Source organism: Cupriavidus necator, from assembly GCF_013141915.1.
GTDB lineage: Bacteria > Pseudomonadota > Gammaproteobacteria > Burkholderiales > Burkholderiaceae > Cupriavidus > Cupriavidus necator_B.
Window position 1 is genome coordinate 16942 of sequence record NZ_SROX01000021.1, and the last position, 22613, is coordinate 39554.

The 22613-nt window shown below is 68.0% G+C and carries 20 protein-coding genes; 16 read left to right on the plus strand and 4 right to left on the minus strand.

What is annotated here, in order from left to right; genetic code table 11:
- Nucleotides 1–36: 36 nt before the first annotated feature.
- From E5S69_RS27595 to E5S69_RS27610, 4 genes are all read right to left on the minus strand, one after another.
- Complete coding sequence (locus E5S69_RS27595; RefSeq protein WP_171517642.1) at nt 37–483, minus strand: hypothetical protein; 447 nt, start codon at nt 481–483, stop codon at nt 37–39.
- On the minus strand, nt 480–983 hold the full coding sequence (locus E5S69_RS27600) for a MarR family winged helix-turn-helix transcriptional regulator (protein WP_171517643.1): 504 nt from the start codon (nt 981–983) through the stop codon (nt 480–482). The genes E5S69_RS27595 and E5S69_RS27600 overlap by 4 nt, the downstream gene beginning before the upstream one ends.
- 129 nt (nt 984–1112) lie before the next feature.
- Nucleotides 1113–2114, minus strand: a complete 1002-nt coding sequence (locus tag E5S69_RS27605) for a Bug family tripartite tricarboxylate transporter substrate binding protein (protein ID WP_171517644.1) — start codon at nt 2112–2114, stop codon at nt 1113–1115.
- Between the two features lie 170 nt (nt 2115–2284).
- Nucleotides 2285–3418, minus strand: coding sequence for a porin (locus tag E5S69_RS27610; protein ID WP_171517645.1), 1134 nt, complete (start codon nt 3416–3418; stop codon nt 2285–2287).
- Between the two features lie 335 nt (nt 3419–3753).
- Here E5S69_RS27610 and coq7 point away from each other — a divergent pair, with 335 nt between their 5' ends.
- From coq7 to ftsZ, 16 genes are all read left to right on the plus strand, one after another.
- Nucleotides 3754–4377 (plus strand): 2-polyprenyl-3-methyl-6-methoxy-1,4-benzoquinone monooxygenase, encoded by a 624-nt coding sequence (gene coq7, locus E5S69_RS27615; RefSeq protein ID WP_078198637.1) that lies wholly within the window; start codon nt 3754–3756, stop codon nt 4375–4377.
- 437 nt (nt 4378–4814) lie between these two features.
- Nucleotides 4815–5243, plus strand: a complete 429-nt coding sequence (mraZ, locus tag E5S69_RS27620) for a division/cell wall cluster transcriptional repressor MraZ (protein WP_010814778.1) — start codon at nt 4815–4817, stop codon at nt 5241–5243.
- A gap of 7 nt (nt 5244–5250) precedes the next feature.
- Nucleotides 5251–6243, plus strand: a complete 993-nt coding sequence (gene rsmH, locus E5S69_RS27625; protein ID WP_171517646.1) for a 16S rRNA (cytosine(1402)-N(4))-methyltransferase RsmH — start codon at nt 5251–5253, stop codon at nt 6241–6243.
- Nucleotides 6240–6551, plus strand: a complete 312-nt coding sequence (gene ftsL / locus E5S69_RS27630; RefSeq protein WP_092306196.1) for a cell division protein FtsL — start codon at nt 6240–6242, stop codon at nt 6549–6551. Before rsmH ends, ftsL begins: the two co-directional genes overlap by 4 nt.
- Nucleotides 6551–8356, plus strand: a complete 1806-nt coding sequence (locus E5S69_RS27635) for a peptidoglycan D,D-transpeptidase FtsI family protein (protein ID WP_171517647.1) — start codon at nt 6551–6553, stop codon at nt 8354–8356. The genes ftsL and E5S69_RS27635 overlap by 1 nt, the downstream gene beginning before the upstream one ends.
- Nucleotides 8357–8366: 10 nt before the next feature.
- Nucleotides 8367–9938 (plus strand): UDP-N-acetylmuramoyl-L-alanyl-D-glutamate--2,6-diaminopimelate ligase, encoded by a 1572-nt coding sequence (locus E5S69_RS27640; protein ID WP_171517648.1) that lies wholly within the window; start codon nt 8367–8369, stop codon nt 9936–9938.
- Nucleotides 9935–11335, plus strand: a complete 1401-nt coding sequence (locus E5S69_RS27645; protein WP_171517649.1) for a UDP-N-acetylmuramoyl-tripeptide--D-alanyl-D-alanine ligase — start codon at nt 9935–9937, stop codon at nt 11333–11335. Before E5S69_RS27640 ends, E5S69_RS27645 begins: the two co-directional genes overlap by 4 nt.
- A 13-nt stretch (nt 11336–11348) precedes the next feature.
- Nucleotides 11349–12518: a phospho-N-acetylmuramoyl-pentapeptide-transferase gene (mraY, locus tag E5S69_RS27650; protein ID WP_018006233.1), complete on the plus strand. Its 1170-nt coding sequence runs from the start codon at nt 11349–11351 to the stop codon at nt 12516–12518.
- Between the two features lie 69 nt (nt 12519–12587).
- On the plus strand, nt 12588–14099 hold the full coding sequence (murD, locus tag E5S69_RS27655) for a UDP-N-acetylmuramoyl-L-alanine--D-glutamate ligase (protein WP_171517650.1): 1512 nt from the start codon (nt 12588–12590) through the stop codon (nt 14097–14099).
- Nucleotides 14096–15337, plus strand: coding sequence for a putative lipid II flippase FtsW (ftsW, locus tag E5S69_RS27660; RefSeq protein WP_171517651.1), 1242 nt, complete (start codon nt 14096–14098; stop codon nt 15335–15337). Before murD ends, ftsW begins: the two co-directional genes overlap by 4 nt.
- On the plus strand, nt 15334–16404 hold the full coding sequence (murG, locus tag E5S69_RS27665) for an undecaprenyldiphospho-muramoylpentapeptide beta-N-acetylglucosaminyltransferase (protein ID WP_171517652.1): 1071 nt from the start codon (nt 15334–15336) through the stop codon (nt 16402–16404). The genes ftsW and murG overlap by 4 nt, the downstream gene beginning before the upstream one ends.
- Nucleotides 16405–16426: 22 nt before the next feature.
- Nucleotides 16427–17851 carry a UDP-N-acetylmuramate--L-alanine ligase gene (gene murC, locus E5S69_RS27670; protein WP_171517653.1) on the plus strand — a complete coding sequence of 475 codons (1425 nt, stop codon included), beginning with the start codon at nt 16427–16429 and terminating at the stop codon, nt 17849–17851.
- A complete protein-coding gene (locus E5S69_RS27675) occupies nt 17848–18831 on the plus strand; it encodes a D-alanine--D-alanine ligase (protein WP_171517654.1) in 984 nt (327 codons plus the stop codon). Before murC ends, E5S69_RS27675 begins: the two co-directional genes overlap by 4 nt.
- A 27-nt stretch (nt 18832–18858) precedes the next feature.
- The gene (locus E5S69_RS27680; protein ID WP_171517655.1) at nt 18859–19785 is read left to right on the plus strand and encodes a cell division protein FtsQ/DivIB; all 927 of its coding nucleotides are present in this window, start codon (nt 18859–18861) and stop codon (nt 19783–19785) included.
- Nucleotides 19782–21014 (plus strand): cell division protein FtsA, encoded by a 1233-nt coding sequence (gene ftsA, locus E5S69_RS27685; RefSeq protein WP_012353950.1) that lies wholly within the window; start codon nt 19782–19784, stop codon nt 21012–21014. The genes E5S69_RS27680 and ftsA overlap by 4 nt, the downstream gene beginning before the upstream one ends.
- A gap of 179 nt (nt 21015–21193) precedes the next feature.
- Nucleotides 21194–22387, plus strand: coding sequence for a cell division protein FtsZ (gene ftsZ / locus E5S69_RS27690; RefSeq protein WP_018310619.1), 1194 nt, complete (start codon nt 21194–21196; stop codon nt 22385–22387).
- Nucleotides 22388–22613: the final 226 nt, after the last annotated feature.

The following is a 22613-nucleotide window of genomic DNA, read 5'->3' on the forward strand; positions in this document are numbered from 1 at the left end:
CCTCCGCGGAGGCCGTTGTGCATTCGGGCCGTCCAGTCAGCATTCGTTCGATGGCGCCAGCCGCGCTTCCTGGCCGCCGTCGGGGTAGATCACCCGCACGCAGGCACCTGGTTCCAGCCCCGGCACCGCCGGCGCGTTGGCCGACACCATCGCGCCGTCCTGGGTGCGCACCTTGTACTGGAACAGGTCTACCTGCTGCACCGGCGCCGGCTTGCTGAACAGCCGGCTCAGGTCGAAGGCAAAGCCCACGCCTACGCCGCCGCCGCCATGGCCGCCGCTCGCGGCACCCACGCCGACGCTGGTGCCGCCGCCGTAGTAGGGCGGCACCTGGGCTACGTCGAGGCGGGTCAGGAACACCTTTTCGGTGACGCGGCCGAGCTTGATGGTGGCATTCACCGGGGTAACCTGCGGTGGCTGCGGCGTGCTGCTGCAGGCGGCCAGCAGCAGCACGCCACTCAGCGTAAGGATGGCAAGCGGTTTCATGGCGAGATCAGGCCGGCTTTGAGCCGGCCAAGCAGTCGGAACAGGGCGCGCCGGTCAGTCTCGGCCAGGCCCGAGAACAGTTGCCCGATCCAGTCCTCATGCGCGCGCGCCATGCGCGAGAACGCGGCGCGCCCGGCCGGCGTCAGGCGGATCAGATAGGCGCGCCGATCGGTGGGTAATGCCTCGCGCGAGACCAGCCCTTCCTGCTGCAGCTGGTCGGTAATGCCCGTGACGTTGCCGCCGGTCACCATCATGCGGCGCGACAGCTCGCCCATCTTGAGTCCTTCGGGATGGCGGTCGAGCTGGGCCATCAGGTCGAAGCGGGGCAGGGTGCAAGCAAAGTCCTGGCGCAGCCGCGAGCGGATATCGGCCTCGATCAGGTTGGTGCAGGTCAGCAGCCGCAGCCACAGGCGCAGGGTCTCGTGCTCGGTGTGATCGGCTCGCGTTTCCAAGTCGACGGGGGCGCTCTCGGCGCCGGCGGCGGGGGACAGGTTGGGCATCTTCAGTGCAGCGGTGCGCGGTGTGCGGCAAGAGCCGCCAGGGGCCACCCGCGCTGCGGGCGGCTGACATTTGATGCCTCAAGTATATGCGCGATGGGCGCCGCGGCCCTGCCGGCGATCAAAGCGGCGTCAATCCACCTTGGCGCCGGAATCCTTTACCACCCTGGCCCATTTGGTGGTTTCGGCGCGGATGAACGCGGCGAACTGTTCCGGCGTGTTGCCGACCGGCTCGGCCCCCTGTGCCTGCAGCCGTTCACGCACCGCCGGGGCGCCCAGGGCCTTGGCCACTTCCTGCTGGATGCGATGGATGATGTCGGGCGGCGTGCCGGCCGGCGCCAGCATGCCGAACCAGGAGCTGGCCTCGTACTGCGGCAGGCCCGCGGCCTGGGCGATGGTTGGCACGCCCGGCAGCGCCGGCGACGGCTTGGCGCTGGTCACTGCCAGCGCCTTGAGCTTGCCGCTCTTGATCAACGCCATCGACGACGGCAGGTTATCGAACATCACCTGTACGGTGCCGCCCGCCAGGTCGGTCAGCGCGGGACCGCTGCCCTTGTACGGAAAGTGCACCATGAAGGTCCGGGTCTGCGTCTTGAACAGCTCGCCGGCCAGGTGGATCGAGGTGCCGTTGCCGCTCGAGGCCATGTTGATCTTGCCGGGGTTGGCGCGCGCATAGGCGATCAGGTCCTTGACGCTGTCGATCTTGTTCTGCTGGGCAAACGCCGGATTGAGCACCAGCACGTTGGGCACCGCCGCCACCTCGGTGATCGGCGCGAAGTCCTTGATCGGGTCGAACGGCAGCTTGCCATACAGCGACTGGTTGATGCCGTGGGTGCCGACCGTGCCCATCAGCAGCGTGTAGCCGTCGGGCGCGGCCTTGGCGACGATGTCGGCGCCGATATTGCCGCCGGCGCCGGGCTTGTTGTCGACCACCACGTTCCAGCCGGGCAGCTTGGCCAGTTCGGCGGCCACGGCACGCGCCAGGATGTCGGTGGTGCCGCCCGCGGCAAAGGGCACCACCAGCCGGATCGGCTTGGCCGGATACGGGTCGGCGGCCAGCGCCGGCTGGCCGGCAAGCGCGCCAAGGCTGGCGGACAGCAGCAGCGCAACGACGCGCCGGCGAGTGGGTTGCATGTTGGTCTCCTGGTGTGGCCCGCTGGATTGCACCACGGTGCGATGGTCAATGCATTCTAGTGGGCACCCGCCGCCGCGCCGATGAGGTGATGCCCTATGGCGTGCAGGACGGATGCCGCCAAAGAAAAAGGCACCCGAAGGTGCCTTGCAGGATCGGCCTGGGGAGGCGATCAGAACTTGTGGCGGATACCCAGCGCAACGCCGACCATGTTGTCCTTGCCGGTGCCCAGGAAGTAGCCGTTGGCGAAGCTGATGGCCGAGGTGTCGAAGTTGACGCCGGCGTTCTTCGCGTAGGCGGTGGTCAGGTAGACGTCGGTGCGCTTGGACAGGTTGTAGTCCGCGACGAACGAGATCTGCCAGGGGTTCTTGATATTGTTGGTGGCGCCGTTGGCGGCCAGGTTCAGGTTCTTGACGTCGTCGTAGAAGTAGGCGAGCGTCAGGCCCAGCGCCGGGGTGACCTGGTAGTTGGCGCCGACCCAGTAGTAGTTGTCTTTCAGGATGTTGTTGTCGTTGGCGGCCTTGTTCATGCCCCAGCGATAGCCGGCCATCAGCTTGGCCGGGCCGAAGGCGTAGCTTGCGGCAACGGCAGCCTTCTTGAAGTCGCCGGTGCCACCGGCGGCGTTCAGGGTCGGGTTGTACTGGTCGTAGGCCGCCGAAATGCCGAACGGACCTGCTGCCCAGGCCAAGCCCGCACCGTAGCCGGTGTCGCGGCGGAACTGGCCCGGGACCTCGCCGCCGCCGGCAACGCCGTTGCCGAACGACCAGTGGGCGATTGCCGTCACCGGACCGAACTTGCCGGTGTACTTGGCGGTATTGTCCGAGCGGAAGTTCAGGCCCAGCTGCGCCACCACCGGCTCATACTGGGTGGCGTAGCCGGTCGGCGAGAAGTTGGCCATCATGTCGAACAGCGTGGTGTACTGGCGACCAAAGGTGAAGCGGCCAACGCGGTCACTTTCCAGGCCGACGTAAGCCTGACGACCGAACAGTCGGCCGCCTTGCTGCGAGCGGCCATCATCGAGACCGAAACCGCTTTCGAGCACGAACAGCGCCTTCATGCCGCTGCCCAGGTCTTCCACGCCGCGCAGACCCCAACGCGAACCGGACAGGCCGCCGGAGGTCAGCCGGAAGACGTTTTCCGCCGGGCCGGTTGCCAGGCCGTTGGCGGCCGACGGCGTGACGCTGGACATGTTGCTCACGTATTCGATGTTGGCATCCACCACACCGTACAGGGTCACGCTCGATTGGGCCTGCGCCGCCCCAGCAAATGCGCCAAGCGCTGCCAGCGCCAGAAGCGATTTCTTCATGCTCGTTGATCTCCACTGTAAGAATTATTGGTGACGGCGCGGAAGAACCTCCTGATGGTCTCCATCCCCCGCGCGTCAAACTTCCTTGGAAGTTGCGAAGTACTGTAACAAACAACTTTTCGTTCACCATTGGGGCCCAACCCCTTGTCTTGTTTTAACAACTCAGGGTTTCTGAGTAGCCAGGCGTAACAAGGCAAGGCGGGATGCGGGCTGGCGGCGATTAGAGGCAAGCTACAATACGGGTAATCCCGATGGCGCCCCGGCGCGCCCCACCGCGGCCGCGCAGCCCCCCATGGCAGGGGCTGCCGGGCACCGAGACCAACCGCCTCTGCGACATGGACACCCTGATCAAAGAATTCGACGTGGCCCTGCGCGCCATTGCCGGCGCCACGCGTTCGGCGCGCGCTAACCCGGCTGACCGGCTGGCGCCGGACACTGAACAGATGAGCGCCGACGAGCGCCGCCATGTGGCCGGCCTGATGCGCATCAACCATGTCGGCGAAGTCTGCGCGCAGGCCCTGTACCAAGCGCAGAAGCTGACCGCGCGCAACGGCGCCGTGCGCGCGCAGATGGACGCCGCCGCGCGCGAAGAGGAAGACCACCTGGCCTGGTGCGCCGAGCGCCTGCGCGAACTGGGTTCGCGTCCCAGCCTGCTCAATCCCCTTTGGTACGCCGGCGCCTTCGCGATCGGCTGGGTCGCGGGCCGTGCCGGCGATCGCGTCAGCCTTGGCTTCGTTGCCGAGACCGAGCGCCAGGTCGAGCACCACCTGGGCGGACACCTGGACCGCCTGCCCGAGGCCGACGGCCGCTCGCGCGCCATCCTCGAGCAGATGCGCGACGACGAGATCCGCCACGGCGATGCCGCGCGGGAGGCCGGCGGCATGCCGTTGCCCGCCCCGGTGCGCGCGCTCATGCGCGGCGCCTCCCGCGTGATGACCACCGCCGCTTACCGGATCTGACGCCGCGCCGCCGGCGCGCGCGGACTCCCGCCGGCCCCTGCATTCAGCGGGGCTGGCGGGCAATTGTTGTATCCTCTGGGCGCGCGCCGGGACAGGTCTTTCCCGCGCGGTCGGCAGTTCCTCCGCAAGTGGTTCTCAGGTGGTTTCTCTGCTTTCCTCCCTAAGATCTTCATTTCATTAAGGATTCACTTTCCCGGTGCGTGAAGTGTGCGCGCTAAGTCATTGTTCTGATTAAAAAAATCTCGTTTGCTGCCCTGTCTGCAGCCTTGACCGGCCATATCGCTTCCTCTAAAGTGGGAAATAGTGTGAGGAAGTGTATTTTTGTGTGAAATTGGGCCCCGGCCATGGGATGATTCTTGCCATCGCCGGAACGGAAGGATTCACGCGCATGCCGACCGGCGAATCATTCGCAAGGCCGGCGTGGACCGGGAGCGAGCTTGTTTCAGGGAGCATCGGCGCTGTCGCTGGATGCCAAGGGGCGGATGTCCATTCCGTCCCGGCACCGCGAAGCGCTGCAACAGCAGGCCGAAGGCCGGGTGACGCTGACCAAGCACCCGGATGGCTGCCTGCTGCTGTTCCCCCGGCCCGAGTGGGAAACCTTCCGCACGCGCATTGCAGCGCTGCCGATGGATGCGCACTGGTGGAAGCGCATCTTCCTGGGCAACGCCGCCGACGTGGAAATGGACGGCGCGGGCCGCGTGCTGATCGCACCGGAGCTGCGCAGTGCCGCCATGCTCGACAAGGAAGTCATGCTGCTCGGCATGGGCAGCCATTTCGAAGTGTGGGATGCCGCAACCTACGCCGCCAAGGAACAGCAGGCGATGGCGCAGGGCATGCCCGAAGCATTGAAGAATTTCTCTTTCTGAAGAGGTCATGAGTCCTACCGGAACCCCGGCAACCCCCGCCCTGCACCATCGCACCGTGCTGCTGGACGAGGCCGTCGACGCTCTGGTCTGGCGGCCCGACGGGGTCTATGTCGACGGCACCTTCGGCAGGGGAGGGCACAGCCGGGCGGTGCTGGCCCGGCTGGGGCCAGACGGGGCCCTGGTTGCGTTTGACAAGGACCCAGCAGCAATCGCAGAAGCGGGCACCATCAAGGATGCCCGCTTCTCCATTGAGCACGTCAGCTTTGCGGCCATGGCCGAGCGCCTGTCGGGGCGCGGCCACGTCGCCGGCGTGCTGCTCGACCTGGGGATCAGCTCGCCCCAGATCGATGAGGCGGCGAGGGGGTTTTCCTTTCGTTTCGAGGGCCCGCTGGACATGCGCATGGACACCACGCGCGGCATCACTGCCGCCCAGTGGCTGGCGCAGGCGGAAGAGCAGGACATTGCCAGGGTGATACGAGACTATGGGGAAGAACGGTTTGCTGTACAGATTGCAAAGGCGATTGTTGCTCGCCGGAGCGAATCCGGCGATGGCGGACCCATCGCCACTACTGCCGACCTTGCCGCGCTCGTGGCGAAAGCCGTCAAAACACGCGAGAAGGGTCAGGACCCTGCGACCCGCACCTTTCAGGCTCTACGGATTCACATCAATCAAGAGCTTGAGGACCTCGAAAGAGGGCTGAAGGCAGCTTATGAATTGCTGCAGGTCGGAGGGCGCCTGGTGGTGATCAGCTTCCACTCGCTGGAGGACCGCATCGTCAAGCGGTTCATGGCGGCGCACGCCCGTCCCCAGCAGGATGCCGACCCGGCGCTGCGCCGCGCGCCGCTGCGCGCGGCCGACCTGCCGCAGCCGACGCTGCGCCTGCTCGGCCGCTACAAGCCGGGCGCCGCAGAGGTGGCCGCCAACCCGCGCGCGCGCTCGGCGGTAATGCGCGTGGCCGAGAAGCTCGCGCCGGCCGCCGGCGCAGGGGCGCGCGCATGAACCGCCTGACCTTCTTCCTGCTCGCCGCGCTGATCCTGTGCGCGCTGTCGCTGGTGAGCGCGCAGCACCAGGCGCGCACGCTGTTCGTCGCGCTTGAGCGCGCGCAGGCGGAAGAAAAGCAACTCGATATCGACTGGTCGCGCCTGCAATACCAGCAGAGCGCGCTGGGCAAGAGCGCGCGCATCGCCGATGCGGCGCGCGCGCAGCTGAAGATGGCGCCGGTCAATCCCGGCAAGACCCAGTACCTGTCCGGCATCGTGCTGCCGCCGGCACCGTCCGCGCCGGCCAGCGCAGCGGAGGCGCGCTGATGAGCATGGCCCGCCCCAACCCGCCCCGCCGTGACCGCAACGGCACCGCCTCGCGCCCGCGCAGCGGCCAGTTCGCGGCCAGCCCGGTGCTGGGCCTGCGCCTGCCGATGTGGCGCTCCAAGCTGGTGGTGTTCCTGATGTTCGCCGCGTTTGTTGCGCTGGCGGTACGCGCGGCCTGGATCCAGGGGCCCGGCAACCAGTTCTACGAGGCCGAGGGCAAGAAGCGCTTCCAGCGCACGCTGGAACTGCCGGCCACGCGCGGCAAGATCCTCGACCGCAACGGCCTGGTGCTGGCCACCAGCCTGCCCGTCAAGGCGATCTGGGCGGTGCCCGAGGACGTGCCCAACCAGGTCGAGGCCGCCAAGATCCGCCAGCTGGCCAGGCTGCTCGGCATGTCCGAGAAAGACCTGGGCAAGAAGCTGTCCGAGGACAAGGGCTTTGTCTACCTGAAGCGCCAGGTGCTGCCCGACGTCGCCGACAAGATCGCCGCGCTGAAGATCGAAGGCATCCACCAGACCCGCGAATACAAGCGCTTCTACCCGGAAGGGGAGGCGATGGCGCATATCGTCGGCTTCACCAACGTGGAGGACCGTGGCCAGGAAGGCGTCGAGCTGGCGCGCGAGAACGGCCTGGCCGGCCGCGCCGGCGCGCGCCAGGTGATCAAGGATCGGCTCGGCCGCGTGGTCGAGGACGTCGGCGTGCTCAAGACCCCACGCGACGGCGAGGACATCCAGCTGTCGATCGACGCCAAGATCCAGTACCTGGCCTATAACGAACTCAAGGCCGTGGTCGACAAGCACAAGGCCAAGGCCGCCAGCGCGGTGGTGCTCGACGCCCAGACCGGCGAGGTGCTGGCGCTGGCCAACTGGCCCACCTACAACCCCAACGACCGTACCCGGCTGTCGGGCGAACAGCTGCGCAACCGTGTGCTGACCGACACCTTCGAGCCGGGTTCGATGATGAAGCCGATCACCGTCGGCCTCGCGCTGCAGCTCAAGCGGGTGACGCCGTCGACGGTGATCACCACCACCGGCAAGTACAACTTCGAAGGCGCCACCATCAGCGATACCCACAATTACGGGGCCCTGACGGTGAGCGGCGTGATCCAGAAGTCGTCCAACATCGGCACGACCAAGATCGCGATGCTGATGAAGCCGCAGGAATTGTGGGACATGTACACCAGCATCGGCCTGGGACAGGCGCCCAAGATCGGCTTCCCGGGCGCGGTGGCGGGGCGCGTGCGCCCGTACAAGAGCTGGCGCCCGATCGAACAGGCGACCATGTCGTATGGCTACGGCCTGTCGGTGTCGCTATTCCAGATGGCGCATGCCTACACCATTTTCGCGCATGACGGCGAGCTGATCCCGGTCACGATGTTCCGCACCAACGGCCCCGCCACCGGCGAGCGCATCCTGTCGCCGCAGGTGGCGCGCGACGTGCGCGCGATGATGGAAACCGTGACCGCGCCCGGCGGCACCGCGCCCGAGGCGCAGGTGATGGGCTACCGCGTCGGCGGCAAGACCGGCACCGCCTACAAGCATGAAGGGCGCGGCTATAACCGCAGCAAGTACCGCGCCTCGTTCATCGGCCTGGCGCCGATGTCCAACCCGCGCATCATCGTCGCCGTGAGCGTGGACGAGCCCACTGCCGGCAGCCACTACGGCGGCCTGGTGGCCGGCCCGGCCTTCGCGGCCATCACCGGCGGCACGCTGCGCGCCCTGAACGTCCAGCCCGATTCGCCGATCCGCCAGCTGGTGGTCAGCGACAAGGTGCAGGAAAGCGAACCGTGGAGCTCGACCCAATGAGATCGACCCGATGACGGCCAAGCCCCTGCTCCCCCTCGAGGTCACCGCCCAGGCCAGCAACGCGCTGGCCTGGCTGCGTACCAACGTGGCCCCTTCCGCGCAGCTCAGCGGCGATACCCGGCGCCTGGCGCGCGGCGATGTGTTCTTCGCCTACGTGCTCGGCAACGCGCGCCTGGCCACCGACGGCCGGCCTTATATCGCGCAGGCGATCGCTGCCGGCGCCGGTGCCGTGGTCTATGAGGCCGATGGCTACGACTGGCCCTACGGCGACGTCGTGCCGCACCTGGCCGTAAGCCGCCTGCACCAGCTGGCGGGCCCGATCGCCGCCGGCTGGCACGGCAACCCGGCGCGCGGCCTGGCCGTGACCGGCATCACCGGCACCAACGGCAAGACCTCGTGCAGCCAGTGGCTGGCGCGGGTGCTGCAGGCCGCCGGCACGCCCTGCGCGGCCATCGGCACGCTCGGCACCGGCTTCCCGGACGCGTTGCGGGCAACCGGCTTCACCACGCCCGACGCGGTGCAGCTGCAGGCCAGCCTGGCCACGCTGCACGACGCTGGCGCGCGCGCCGTGGCGATGGAAGTATCCTCGCACGGCCTCGAGCAGGAGCGCGTGGCCGGCACCCATTTCTCGGTGGCGGTGCTGACCAACCTGACCCAGGACCACCTCGACTACCACGGCTCGATGGCCGAGTACGAGGCCGCCAAGGCGCGCTTGTTCCGCTGGGACGGCCTGCGCACCGCGGTGATCAACCGCGACGACGCCATGGGCCAGCGCCTGCTGGCGGCCGACGCCGCCGCCATCGCCGCGCCGCACGTGATCGAATACGGCATCGACGGCCCCGCCGCCGCCACGGTGCGCCGCCCGCGCGGCGAATGGCTGCGTGCCACCGACGTGCGCGCCACGGCAACCGGCACGGCCTTCCATATCGACGGCAGCTTCGGTAGCGCCGACATGGCCACGCCGATGATCGGCGCCTTCAATGTCAGCAACCTGCTGGCCGTGCTGGGCGCAGCGCTGGCCAACGGCGTGGCGTGGGACGCGGCGATTGCCGCGCTGCGCGGGCTGGCGCCGGTGGAAGGGCGCATGGAACTGTTCGGCGCGGGCAGCGGCCACGACGCCGCGCAGGCGCCCTTGGCCGTGGTCGACTACGCGCACACGCCCGACGCGCTGGCGCAGACGCTGGCCGCGCTGCGCCCGGTGGCGCAGGCACGCAATGGCCGCCTGTGGTGCGTGTTCGGCTGCGGCGGTGACCGCGACCCGATCAAGCGCCCGCTGATGGGCGCGGTGGCCGAGCGCCTGGCCGACGAGGTCGTGCTGACCAGCGACAACCCGCGCAGCGAAGACCCACAGGACATCCTGGACGCGATTGCCGACGGCATGGCCGAGCGCGCGCGCGGCCGCCAGATCGAAGACCGCGCCGCCGCCATCCTCTATGCCATCCGGCACGCGGCGCCGGCCGACGTGGTGCTGGTGGCGGGCAAGGGCCATGAGGCCACCCAGGAGATCCAGGGCCGCAAGCGACCGTTCTCGGATCGCGAACACGTACGCCTGGCACTGGCCACGCGCGGAGTATCGGCATGAGCCAGCCCCCCATGACCACCTTGCAGCAAGCCGCCGGCTGGATCGCCGGCGCGCGCATTTCCGGCGACGGCGCCGTGCCGTTCGCGCGCGTGCATACCGACAGCCGCAGCGTCGAGCCCGGCGACCTGTTCGTGGCCCTGCAAGGCGAGCGTTTCGACGCGCACGACTTCATCGCCGACGTGGTGGCGCGCGGCGCCGCCGCGGTGCTGGTGAGCCGCGCGGTCGATGCCGCGGTGCCGGCCATCGTCGCGCCGGACACGCGTATCGCGCTGGGCGAGCTGGGCGCCGGCTGGCGCCGCCAGTTCACGCTGCCGGCGGTGGCGGTGACCGGCAGCAATGGCAAGACCACGGTCAAGGAAATGATCGCGGCGATCTTTGCCGCGGCGGTGGGCGAAGACCAGCGCCTGGCCACCGGCGGCAACCTGAACAACGATATCGGCCTGCCGCTGACGGTGCTGCGCCTGCGCGCGACGCACCAGCTGGCGGTGCTGGAGCTCGGCATGAACCATCCGGGCGAAACGGTCTACCTGGCCGGCATCGCCCAGCCTACCGTGGCGGTAATCACCAACGCGCAGCGCGAGCACCAGGAGTTCATGGTCAGCGTGGAAGCCGTGGCGCACGAGCACGCCGCCGCGATCGCGGCGCTGCCGGCCGACGGCGTGGCAGTGTTCCCGCTCGACGCGGAAAGCGGCGGCGCCTACGCCCCGGTGTGGCGCGCGGCCGCGGGCACGCGCCGTGCGCTGTCGTTCGGCACCTCACAGCAGGCCGAGGTGCATGCCAACGTGGACCTGGTCGATGGCGTGCAGGTGATGCAGGTGCGCGCGCCGGGCCATGCCTTCGAGGTGCGGCTGGCGCTGCTCGGCCAGCACAACGTGCGCAACGCGCTGGCGGCCATTGCCTGCGCGCTCGCCGCGGGCGTGCATGTGCCGGCGATCCAGTCGGGCCTGGCCGGCTTCAAGGCGGTGAAGGGCCGGCTGCAGGTCAAGTACACGCCGGCCGGCACGATAGTGATCGACGACACCTATAACGCCAACCCCGATTCGATGCGCGCCGCCATCGACGTGCTGGCCGGCTTTGCCGCGCCGCGCGTGCTGGTGCTGGGCGACATGGGCGAAGTGGGCGACCAGGGGCCGGCGTTCCACGACGAGATCGGCACCTACGCCAGGGCGCGCGGCATCGACACGCTGTGGGCCACGGGCCCGCTGGCGGTGCATGCGGTGCAGGCGTTCGGTGCGGGCGCCCGGCATTTCGGCAGCGCCGAAGCCCTGGTGAAGGCACTGGAGGAAGACAGCGGGGGCATGGTGGCGCAAGCGGGCGCCGTGCTGGTGAAGGGATCGCGCTTCATGCGCATGGAACGGATGGTCGCGGCGCTGGTCGCAGACACTTCCGCACACTAAATAAGACAACACGATGTTATTGGCTCTGGCCCAGTGGCTGCAAAACGACTACAGCTTCCTCCGGGTCGTCAACTACCTGACTTTCCGCGCGGTGATGGCCAACGTCACCGCGCTGGTGATCGGCCTGGCGTTCGGTCCGTGGGTGATCCGCAAGCTGACCGAGCTGAAGGTCGGCCAGGCGGTGCGCACCATCGGCCCGCAGACGCACCTGGTCAAGTCCGGCACGCCCACCATGGGCGGCGTGCTGGTGCTGGTGTCGATCGCGGTGTCGACGCTGCTGTGGTGCGACTGGGGCAACCGCTTTATCTGGGTGGTGATGCTGGTCACGTTCGGCTATGGCGCGATCGGCTGGGTCGACGACTACCGCAAGGTGGTGTATCGCGACCCGCGCGGCATGTCGAGCCGCGAGAAGTTCTTCTGGCAGACGCTGATCGGCCTGGTGGCCGCGGTCTACCTGGCGTTCTCGGTGTCCGAGAGCAGCAACGTGCGGGTCTGGGAACTGTTCCTGAACTGGGTCGAGGGCGGGCTGTCGCTGGACATGCCGTACAAGTCCAACCTGATCGTGCCCTTCTTCAAGGAGATCAGCTACCCGCTCGGCGTGGCCGGCTTCATCGTGCTGACCTACCTGGTGATCGTGGGCTCGAGCAACGCCGTCAACCTGACCGACGGCCTGGACGGCCTGGTGATCATGCCGGTGGTGCTGGTGGGCGGCGGGCTGGGCGTGTTCGCGTATGTGATGGGCAACGCGGTCTACAGCAAATACCTGCTGTTCCCGCATATCCCGGGCGCGGGCGAGCTGCTGATCTTCTGCTCGGCGCTGGGTGGGGCGGGGCTGGCCTTCCTCTGGTTCAACGCGCACCCGGCGCAGGTGTTCATGGGCGATGTCGGCGCGCTGGCGCTGGGCGGCGCGCTGGGCACGGTGGCGGTGATCGTGCGCCAGGAGATCGTGCTGTTCGTGATGGGCGGCATCTTCGTGGTCGAAACGCTGTCGGTGATGGCGCAGGTCACGTGGTTCAAGATCACCAAGCGCCGCTATGGCGAAGGCCGGCGGCTGTTCCGGATGGCGCCGCTGCATCACCATTTTGAACTGGGCGGCTGGAAGGAAACGCAGGTCACGGTGCGCTTCTGGATCGTCACCATGCTGCTGGTGCTGATCGGGTTGTCGACGCTGAAGCTGCGTTGATGGTTGCGCCGGGGGTGAGACCCGCGGCGCGCTTTATAGAGATACAGGAACCAAGGGCAGGAAATCGAAGTGTTCGGCGAGCTGCAAAAACCTCATGTGCTGGTACTGGGCCTCGGTGAGTCGGGGCTGGCCATGGCGCGCTGGTGTGGCCTGAACGGCTGCGCGCTGCGCGTGGCCGACACGCGCGAGGCGCCCGCCAACCTTGTCTTCCTGCAGGCCGAACTGACTTCGGCCGAATTCGTCGGCGGCCCGTTCGCCGAGAGCCTGCTCGACGGCATCGGCCTGGTGGCGATCAGCCCCGGCCTGTCGCCGCTGGAACCCGCCACCGCTGCGCTACTGGCCGCGGCGCAGGCGCGCGGAATCCCGGTGTGGGGCGAGATCGAGCTGTTCGTGCGCGCGCTGCGTCACCTCGAAGCCCAGTCCGGTTATGCGCCGAAGCTGCTGGCGATCACGGGCACCAACGGCAAGACCACCACCACCGCGCTGACCGGCCGCCTGGTCGAGCGCGCCGGCAAGAGCGTGGCAGTGGCGGGCAATATCAGCCCGTCGGCGCTGGACAAGCTGTCGGCCTGCATCGCCACGGCGTCGCTGCCTGAGGTGTGGGTGCTCGAGCTGTCGAGCTTCCAGCTGGAAACCACTCATACGCTGGCGCCGCATGCCGCCACCGTGCTCAACGTGACGCAGGACCACCTCGACTGGCACGGCTCGATGGAAGCCTATGCCGCGTCCAAGGCGCGCATCTTCGGCCCGGCCGGCAACGATTGCGTGCAGGTGCTGAACCGCAACGACCGCCTGACGCTGGACATGGCACGCCCCGGCTCGCGCCCCGTGACCTTCGGCATCGATCTGCCCGAAGTGCCGGGCAGCTTTGGCATCCTGCGCGAGGGCGGCATGCCCTGGCTGGTGCTGGCCGAGCCGGATCCCGACGCGGAAGGGGAGGGCAAGCCGCGCCGCCGCAAGGCCGCCGAGGCCGCCCCGGAAGCGGTGCCGGTACGCCACAAGCGGCTGATGCCGGCCGACGCGCTGCATATCCGCGGCATGCACAACGCCACCAACGCGATGGCCGCGTTGGCGCTGTGCCGCGCCATCGACCTGCCGATGAACGCGCTGCTGCACGGCCTGCGCGAGTACCGCGGCGAGCCGCACCGCGTCGAGTGGGTCGCCACCATCGACGACGTCGAGTACTTCGACGACAGCAAGGGCACCAACGTCGGCGCCACCATGGCCGCGCTGTCGGGTTTGGACAAGCGCGTGGTGCTGATCGCCGGGGGCGAGGGCAAGGGCCAGGATTTCTCGCCGCTGGCCGCGCCGGTGGCGCAGTACGCGCGCGCGGTGGTGCTGATCGGCCGCGCCGCGGCTGAGCTGCGCGAGGCGCTGCAGGGCAGCGGCGCCAGCCTGGTCGACGCCGCCACGCTGGAACAGGCGGTGACGCAGGCCGCCGGGCTGGCGCAAGCGGGCGATGCGGTGCTGCTGTCGCCGGCGTGCGCCAGCCTCGACATGTTCCGCAACTACGTGCACCGCGCCGAGGTGTTCCGCGGCGCGGTGGAAGAACTGGCCCTGTCCCGGGGGATCCTGCCATGAACGACGCACAGGTCAAGCGCAGCGGTTTTATCGGCGCCACCATCGGCAATGCCTGGGGCGGCCTGCGCGACGCGGTGTCGGGCGTCAAGCCGACCCGCTCGCGCATGATGGAGTACGACCAGCCCATGCTGTGGGTCTCGATCGTGCTGCTTGCGCTCGGCCTGGTGATGGTCTACTCGGCCTCGATTGCGCTGCCGGACTCGCCGCGCTACGCCAACTATCGCGAAAGCCACTTCCTGCTGCGCCATGCGTTCGCGCTGGGAATCGGGCTGTCGGTCGGCCTGGCCGCGTTCCAGGTGCCGGTCAAGGTATGGGACCGGTACGCGCCCAAGCTCTTTATCTTCGCGCTGATCCTGCTGGTGATCGTGCTGGTGCCGTTCGTCGGCAAGGGCGTGAACGGCGCGCGGCGCTGGATTCCGCTGGGCGTGATGAACTTCCAGCCGTCCGAACTGATGAAGCTGGCGGTGGTGCTGTATGCCGCCAACTACACCGTGCGCAAGCAGGAGTGGATGCAGACCGTGTCCAAGGGCTTCCTGCCAATGGGCGTGGCGGTGGTGGTGGTGGGCATGCTGCTGCTGCTGGAGCCTGACATGGGCGCGTTCCTGGTGATCGCCGCGGTGGCCATGGGCATCCTGTTCCTGGGCGGCATCAACGGCAAATTGTTTGCCGGGCTGGTCGGGGTGGCGATCGGCGCGTTCGCGCTGCTGATCACGGCGTCGCCGTGGCGGCGCGAGCGCATCTTTGCCTATCTGAACCCATGGGAAGAGAGCAACGCGCTGGGCAAGGCCTACCAGCTCACGCACTCGCTGATCGCCTTCGGTCGCGGCGAATGGGCCGGCGTGGGGCTGGGCGGCAGCATCGAAAAACTGCACTACCTGCCCGAAGCGCATACCGACTTTATCCTCGCCGTGATCGGCGAGGAATTCGGCTTTATCGGCGTGCTGGTGGTGATCGTACTGTTCTACTGGCTGGTGCGGCGAGCCTTCAACATCGGCCGCACCGCGCTGCAGCTGGACCGCACCTTTGCCGGTCTGGTGGCCAAGGGCATCGGCGTCTGGATCGGCTGGCAGACCTTTATCAACATGGGCGTGAACCTGGGCCTGCTGCCGACCAAGGGGCTGACGCTGCCGCTGGTCAGCTATGGCGGCTCGGGCATCCTGATGAACTGCGTGGCGCTGGCGATCCTGCTGCGCATTGACTATGAAAACCGTGTGTTGATGCGCGGAGGGAAGGTATGACGCAGCCGCGCACGCTGCTCGTGATGGCCGGTGGCACCGGGGGACATGTATTCCCCGGGCTGGCGGTCGCGCAGGCGCTGCGCGCGCAGGGCTGGAATGTGGTGTGGCTGGGCAACCGCACCGGCATGGAAGCCACGCTGGTGCCGAAGCACGATATCCCGATGGAGTTCATCCAGTTCGGCGGGCTGCGCGGCAAGGGGCTGGTGACCAAGTTCCTGCTGCCGCTGAACCTGCTGCGCGCATTCTGGCAGAGCCTCGCCGCGCTGCGCCGGGTGCGCCCGAGCGTGGTGCTGGGCATGGGCGGCTATATCACTTTCCCGGCCGGCATGATGGCCTCGCTGCTGGGGCGGCCGCTGGTGCTGCACGAGCAGAATTCGATCGCCGGCCTGGCCAACAAGGTGCTGGCCAAGGTGGCTGACCGCGTGCTGTGCGCGTTTCCCGGTGCGCTGCCCGGCAGCGAATGGACCGGCAACCCGGTACGTGAGGAACTGGCGCAACTGGACGCCCCGGAGGCGCGCTACGACCAGCGCGACGGCCCGCTGCGCATCCTGGTGGTGGGCGGCAGCCTGGGCGCCGCCGCGCTCAATGAGGTGGTGCCCAAGGCCATCGCGCTATTGCCGGCGGCCGAGCGCCCGGTGGTGACGCACCAGGCGGGCGCGAAGCAGATCGATACGCTGCGCGCCAACTACGCGGCGGCACAGGTGCCGGCGCAGACGTTGCCGTTCATCGACGACATGGCCCAGGCCTATGCCGACGCGGACCTGGTGATCTGCCGGGCCGGCGCGATGACGGTGTCGGAAGTGGCCGCGGCGGGGGTGGCGGCGCTGTTCGTGCCGTTCCCGCACGCGGTGGACGACCACCAGACCACCAACGCACAGTTTTTGTCGAGCCAGGGCGCGGCCCTGCTCGTGCAGCAAAAAGACCTGACGGCCGAGGGCCTGGCGCGCACGCTTGCCAGCCTGACCCGGCCGCAGCTGAAAGACATGGCGCGCCTGGCGCGCGGACTGGCCAAACCTGAGGCAACCCGGCGCGTCGCCGAGATCTGCCGTCAGCTGGCCAGGGACTGAAGCCTATACAAGCAGCAATCGCATGAAGCATATCGTCAAGAACCTCCACTTCGTGGGCATCGGCGGCGCCGGCATGAGCGGCATCGCCGAGGTCCTGCTGAACCTGGGATACAAGGTCTCGGGCTCGGACGTGGGCAACAACGCCGCCACGCGGCGCCTGGCGTCGCTGGGCGCCACCGTCATGCACGGCCATGACGCCGCCAACGTGCGCGGCGCCAACGCGGTGGTGGTGTCGACCGCGGTCAGCGGCGACAACCCCGAAGTGCTGGCCGCGCGCAGCCAGCGCATCCCGGTGGTGCCGCGCGCGGTGATGCTGGCCGAGCTGATGCGGCTGAAGCAGGGCGTGGCCATCGCCGGCACGCACGGCAAGACCACCACCACCAGCCTGGTGGCATCGGTGCTGGCCGAAGGCGGGCTCGACCCCACCTTCGTCATCGGCGGCCGGCTGAACTCGGCCGGCGCCAATGCGCGCCTGGGCACCGGCGATTTCATCGTGGCCGAGGCCGACGAGTCGGACGCCTCGTTCCTGAACCTGTTCCCGGTCATCGAGGTCATCACCAATATCGATGCCGACCACATGGACACCTACGGGCACGACTTTGCGCGGCTCAAGCAGGCGTTCATCGAATTCACCCAGCGGCTGCCGTTCTACGGCATCGCGGTGCTGTGCGTCGATGACCCCAACGTGCGCGAGATCCTGCCGTTCGTGTCCAAGCCGGTGGTGCGCTACGGCTTTGCCGAAGATGCGCAGATCCGTGCCGTGGATGCGCGTGCGGTCGACGGCCAGATGCATTTCACGGTGCTGCGCCAGCTCAACCACCATGCCGAGCCGCCGCTGGAGATCGTGCTGAACCTGCCCGGCCTGCATAACGTGCAGAACGCGCTGGCGGCGATCGCCATCGCTACCGAGCTGGAAGTGCCCGACGCCGCCATCGTCAAGGCGCTGCGCGAATTCCACGGGGTCGGCCGCCGCTTCCAGCGCTACGGCGAAGTGGCTACGCCCGATGGCGCCGGCACCTTCACGCTGGTGGACGACTACGGCCACCATCCGGTGGAGATGGCCGCTACGCTGGCCGCCGCACGCGGTGCGTTCCCGGGCCGCCGGCTGGTGCTGGCGTTCCAGCCGCACCGCTTTACCCGCACGCGCGATTGCTTTGAGGACTTCGTCAAGGTGCTGGGCACGGTCGATGCCCTGCTGCTGGCCGAAGTCTATGCCGCCGGCGAGGCGCCGATCGTCGCCGCCGATGGCCGGGCGCTGACGCGCGCGCTGCGCGTGGCCGGCAAGGTCGAACCTGTATTCGTGGAGCAGATGGAAGAGATGCCGCAGGCCATCCTGAATGCCGTACGGCCCGGCGATGTGGTCGTGACCATGGGCGCGGGCTCGATCGGCGGCGTGCCGGGGCAACTGGTGTCGCACCAGCAACCGCTGCAAGGGAGCCAGGCATGAGCTTCGTCGCCCATCCCAATATCGATCCCAGGTCGCTGGGCAAGGTTGGCGTGCTGCTGGGCGGGCGCTCGGCCGAGCGCGAGATCTCGCTGATGTCCGGCCACGGCGTGCTGGCCGCGCTGCAGTCGCGCGGCGTGGACGCGCACGGCTTCGACCCCGGCCTGCAGGGCGTGGCCGAGCTGGCCGCGGCCGGCTTCGACCGCGTCTTCATTGCGCTGCATGGCCGCTACGGCGAGGACGGCACCATCCAGGGCCTGCTCGAGCAACTGGGCGTGCCGTACACCGGCAGCGGCGTACTGGCATCGGCGCTGGCCATGGACAAGCAGGCCACCAAGCGCCTGTGGATGACGCACGCGCTGGCCACGCCGCGCTTCGCCATGCTGCATGCGGACACCGACTTTGACGCCGTGGCGGCCGAGCTGGGCCTGCCGCTGATCGTCAAGCCGGCGCGCGAAGGCTCGTCGATCGGCCTGACCAAGGTCATCGCGGCGGACCAGATGCGCGCAGCTTTCGACAAGGCTGCGGCGCTGGACAACGACGTCATCGCCGAGACTTTCATCGACGGCGCCGAGCTGACCTGCCCGGTAGTGGGGGAGGGCGACACCGCCGAAGCGCTGCCGGTGATCCGCATCGTCGCGCCCGAGGCTAACTACGACTATCAAAATAAGTACTTTACTGACGATACCCAGTACTTGTGCCCGTCGGGCCTGGATGCCGAAGTCGAACGGCAGGTCCAGGCGCTGGCGGTGCAGGCCTACCGCGTGCTGGGCTGCCGCGGCTGGGCGCGCGCCGACGTGATGCTGCGCGCCGACGGCACGCCTTTCCTGCTCGAGATGAATACCTCGCCCGGCATGACCGGCCATTCGCTGGTGCCGATGGCGGCGCGCGCGGTCGGCATCAGCTACGAGGACTTCGTGCTGCAGGTGGTCGCCGCCGCCGCGCTGGACCTTCATCCCAACGAGCATTGGAAACCCGAATAACCCAACCCGACAGGACCGCACCGGACCATGTGGCATAACGCACGCCTGCTCAACCTGATCGCCTCCACGCTGTATGCGGTGGTGGCGCTGATGGCGCTCGCGGCGGGCCTGCTGTGGCTGGCGCAGCGGCCGGTGTTCGCCATCACCCACGTCGAGATCGGGCCGATCGACGGCGGCGGCCTGCGCCACGTGAACGCGCCCAGCGTGCGCGCCAGCGCGCTGGGCAAGCTGACCGGCAACTTCTTCACGCTGGACCTCAACGCGGCGCGCCAGGCCTTCGAGTCGGTGCCGTGGGTGCGGCGCGCCAGCGTGCGCCGCGAATGGCCCAACGGCCTGGCGGTCGAGGTCGAGGAACACGAGGCGCTCGGCACCTGGGGCTCGCCCGACAGCGGCCGCCTGATCAATACCTATGGCGAGATCTTTGTCGCCAACACCGCCGAGGCGGAAGAAGACGCGCAGCTGCTGGCACTGGACGGGCCGCCCGACAGCGAAGGCGACGTGATCGAGAAGCTCGAGGTGATGCGCCAGTGGTTCAAGCCGCTCAAGGCCGAGCCGCTGGCGGTGGCGCTGTCCGGGCGCTACGCCTGGCGCGCGCGCTTGTCCAACGGCATGGAGCTCGAGCTGGGCCGCGAGCAGAACGACGAGGACCGCACGGCGATGGACCAGCGCGTGCGCCGCTTCGTCGCGGCCTGGCCGCAGGTCACCCAGCAATGGGGCAGCCAGATCGAGTACGCGGACCTGCGCTATCCCAACGGCTTTGCCATCCGCGCCGCCAACGCGCGCTTCCTGACCGAGGCGCAGATCGCGGCGGCGGTGCGGGCCGAGAAGGCCGAGAAAGCGGCGAAGGCGAAAGCCGCGAACGCGCCCAGGGCGGCGGCGACAGCAACGGTTTCAGGTACTTCCAACAACAATCCGACGCGACTGAAGAGCAAGAACGCGGAGAAAACCCGATGAGCAAGGAATACAAGGACCTGTTGGTCGGTCTCGATATCGGCACCTCGAAGGTGGCGGCCGTGGTGGCGGAACTGCGCCCCGACGGCAGCTACGAGGTGATCGGGATGGGCCAGTCTGAGTCCAAGGGTCTGAAGAAAGGGGTCGTGGTCAACATCGAGGCCACCGTGCAGTCGATCCAGAAGGCGCTGGAAGAGGCCGAACTGATGGCCGACTGCAAGATTTCGGAGGTCTTCACCGGCATTGCCGGCAGCCATATCCGCAGCTTCAACTCCAGCGGCATGGTGGCGATCAAGGACAAGGAGGTCACGCAGACCGACGTGGCGCGCGTGATCGAGACCGCCAAGGCGGTCAATATCCCGACCGACCAGCAGATCCTGCACATCCTGACGCAGGAATTCATCATCGACGGCCAGGAAGACGTGCGCGAGCCCATCGGCATGAGCGGCATCCGGCTGGAAGTGAAGGTGCATATCGTCACCGGTGCGGTCAGCGCCGCGCAGAACATCGTCAAGTGCGTGCGCCGCTGCGGCCTGGAAGTGCATGACCTGATCCTGCAGCCGCTGGCGTCGAGCCTGGCGGTGCTGACCGAGGACGAGAAGGAACTGGGCGTGGTGCTGGTCGACATTGGCGGCGGCACCACCGACATCGCCATCTTCAGCGAAGGCGCGATCCGCCATACGGCCGTGATCCCCATCGCCGGCGACCAGATCACCAACGATATCGCGATGGCGCTGCGCACGCCGACGCCCGACGCCGAGGACATCAAGATCCAGTACGGCATCGCCAAGCAGGCCATCGCCGATCCGGAAGACATGATCGAAGTGCCTGGCGTGGGCGACCGCGGCACGCGTACGCTCAGCCGCCAGGCCCTGGCCGCGGTGATCGAGCCGCGCATCGAAGAGCTGTACTCGCTGGTGCACCAGGTGGTGCGCGAGTCGGGTTACGAAGAACTGTTGTCGTCCGGCGTGGTCATCACCGGTGGGACCGCGATGATGCCGGGCATGGTCGAGCTGGGCGAGGACATCTTCCTCAAGCCCGTGCGCGTGGGCGTGCCCGAGTACCGCGGCAACTTGCACGAGGTGGTGAAGAGCCCGCGCTACGCGACCGTGATGGGCCTGCTGCTGGAAGGCCGCGTGCAACGCATGCGCGGGCGCAAGGTGGCGGTGCAGAGCGGATCGGTCAAGCAGGTGTGGACCCGCATGAAGGAATGGTTTGTCGGCAATTTCTGATCGATGCGGAAATTGACGCGCTGACGATGCAACGGTGCGCAGGCAGGACGGTCTACCGGACAGGCCTGCGTGTCAGGTGAGAGTTTTCAGGTTTTCTTTTTTTGGTTTCTTGTTCAGAAACCAGGGGTTGCGGCGGGGAGGCCGCATCGTCTGGGGACTGATTTTTCTCGGAGGCAGTGATGGACTTTGACATGATCGAAACGGAAGTGATGGACGGCACCATCATCAAGGTGGTTGGCGTGGGCGGCGCGGGCGGCAATGCCGTGCAGCACATGATCAGCCGCGGCGTACAAGGCGTCGAATTCATCTGCATGAATACCGACGCCCAGGCGCTCAAGCGTTCGACCGCTTCGCGCGTGCTGCAACTCGGCAATACGGGCCTGGGTGCCGGCGCCAAGCCGGAAGTCGGCCGCGGTTGCGCCGATCAGGCCCGCGAGCAGATTGCCGACGCCCTGCGTGGCGCGCACATGGTCTTCATCACTGCCGGCATGGGCGGCGGCACCGGCACCGGCGCCGCGCCGATCGTTGCGCAGGTCGCCAAGGAGATGGGCATCCTGACCGTGGGCGTGGTCAGCAAGCCGTTCGACTTCGAAGGCGCACGCCGCGCCAAGGTGGCCGAGCACGGTTCCAGCGAGCTGGAATCGAGCGTCGACTCGCTGATCGTGGTGCTCAACGAGAAGCTGTTCGAAGTCATGGGCGACGACGCGGAGATGGACAAGTGCTTCCAGTGCGCCGACGACGTGCTGCACAACGCGGTGGCCGGCATTGCCGAGATCATCAACGTTGACGGCCTGGTGAACGTCGACTTCGAAGACGTGAAGACCGTGATGGGCGAGCAGGGCAAGGCCATGATGGGGACGGCCACCGTGTCGGGCGTGGACCGCGCCCGCCTGGCGGCCGAGCAGGCCGTGGCCAGCCCGCTGCTGGAAGGCGTGGACCTGTCCGGCGCGCGCGGCGTGCTGGTCAACATCACCGCCAGCCGTTCGCTGAAGCTGTCGGAAACCAAGGAAGTCATGAACACCATCCGCAGCTACGCCGCGGAAGATGCCACCGTGATCTTCGGTACGGTGTACGACGATTCGATGAGCGACGCGCTGCGCGTGACCGTGGTGGCCACTGGCCTGGGCCGCTCGGCCAAGAAGCAACAGCCGATGACGCTGCTGAAGACCGGCACCGACAACATGCCGGTGCAGATGATGGCCAACATGAGCGCGGCCGCGGCCACGCACAGCTCGCCGGACTACAGCAACCTGGATACGCCGGCAGTGTGGCGCAGCTCGCGTGAGTCGGCATCGGCCCACGTGGCGGCGCTGCAGGAAAAGGGTGTGGATACGTACGATATCCCGGCCTTCCTGCGCAAGCAGGCAGACTGAAGCCTGCCTGGCGCGGCATCGGTGCCTCCACCGGCCGCCTGACGGAACGCGTCGCCTGGTAAGCGATGCACGCGCGCTCCCCATCCGCGCGTGCCTTGCATGGACTGACGTGAGCCGCCGGGCGGCTGGCGGCGCCGCGCCTGCGCCGGACTGAGCTTCACCCGCATCCCGTCGCCGGGTCGGGCGTGCCGCTGGCCGCCTCCCCGGACTGGTTTCCCGCCTTCCC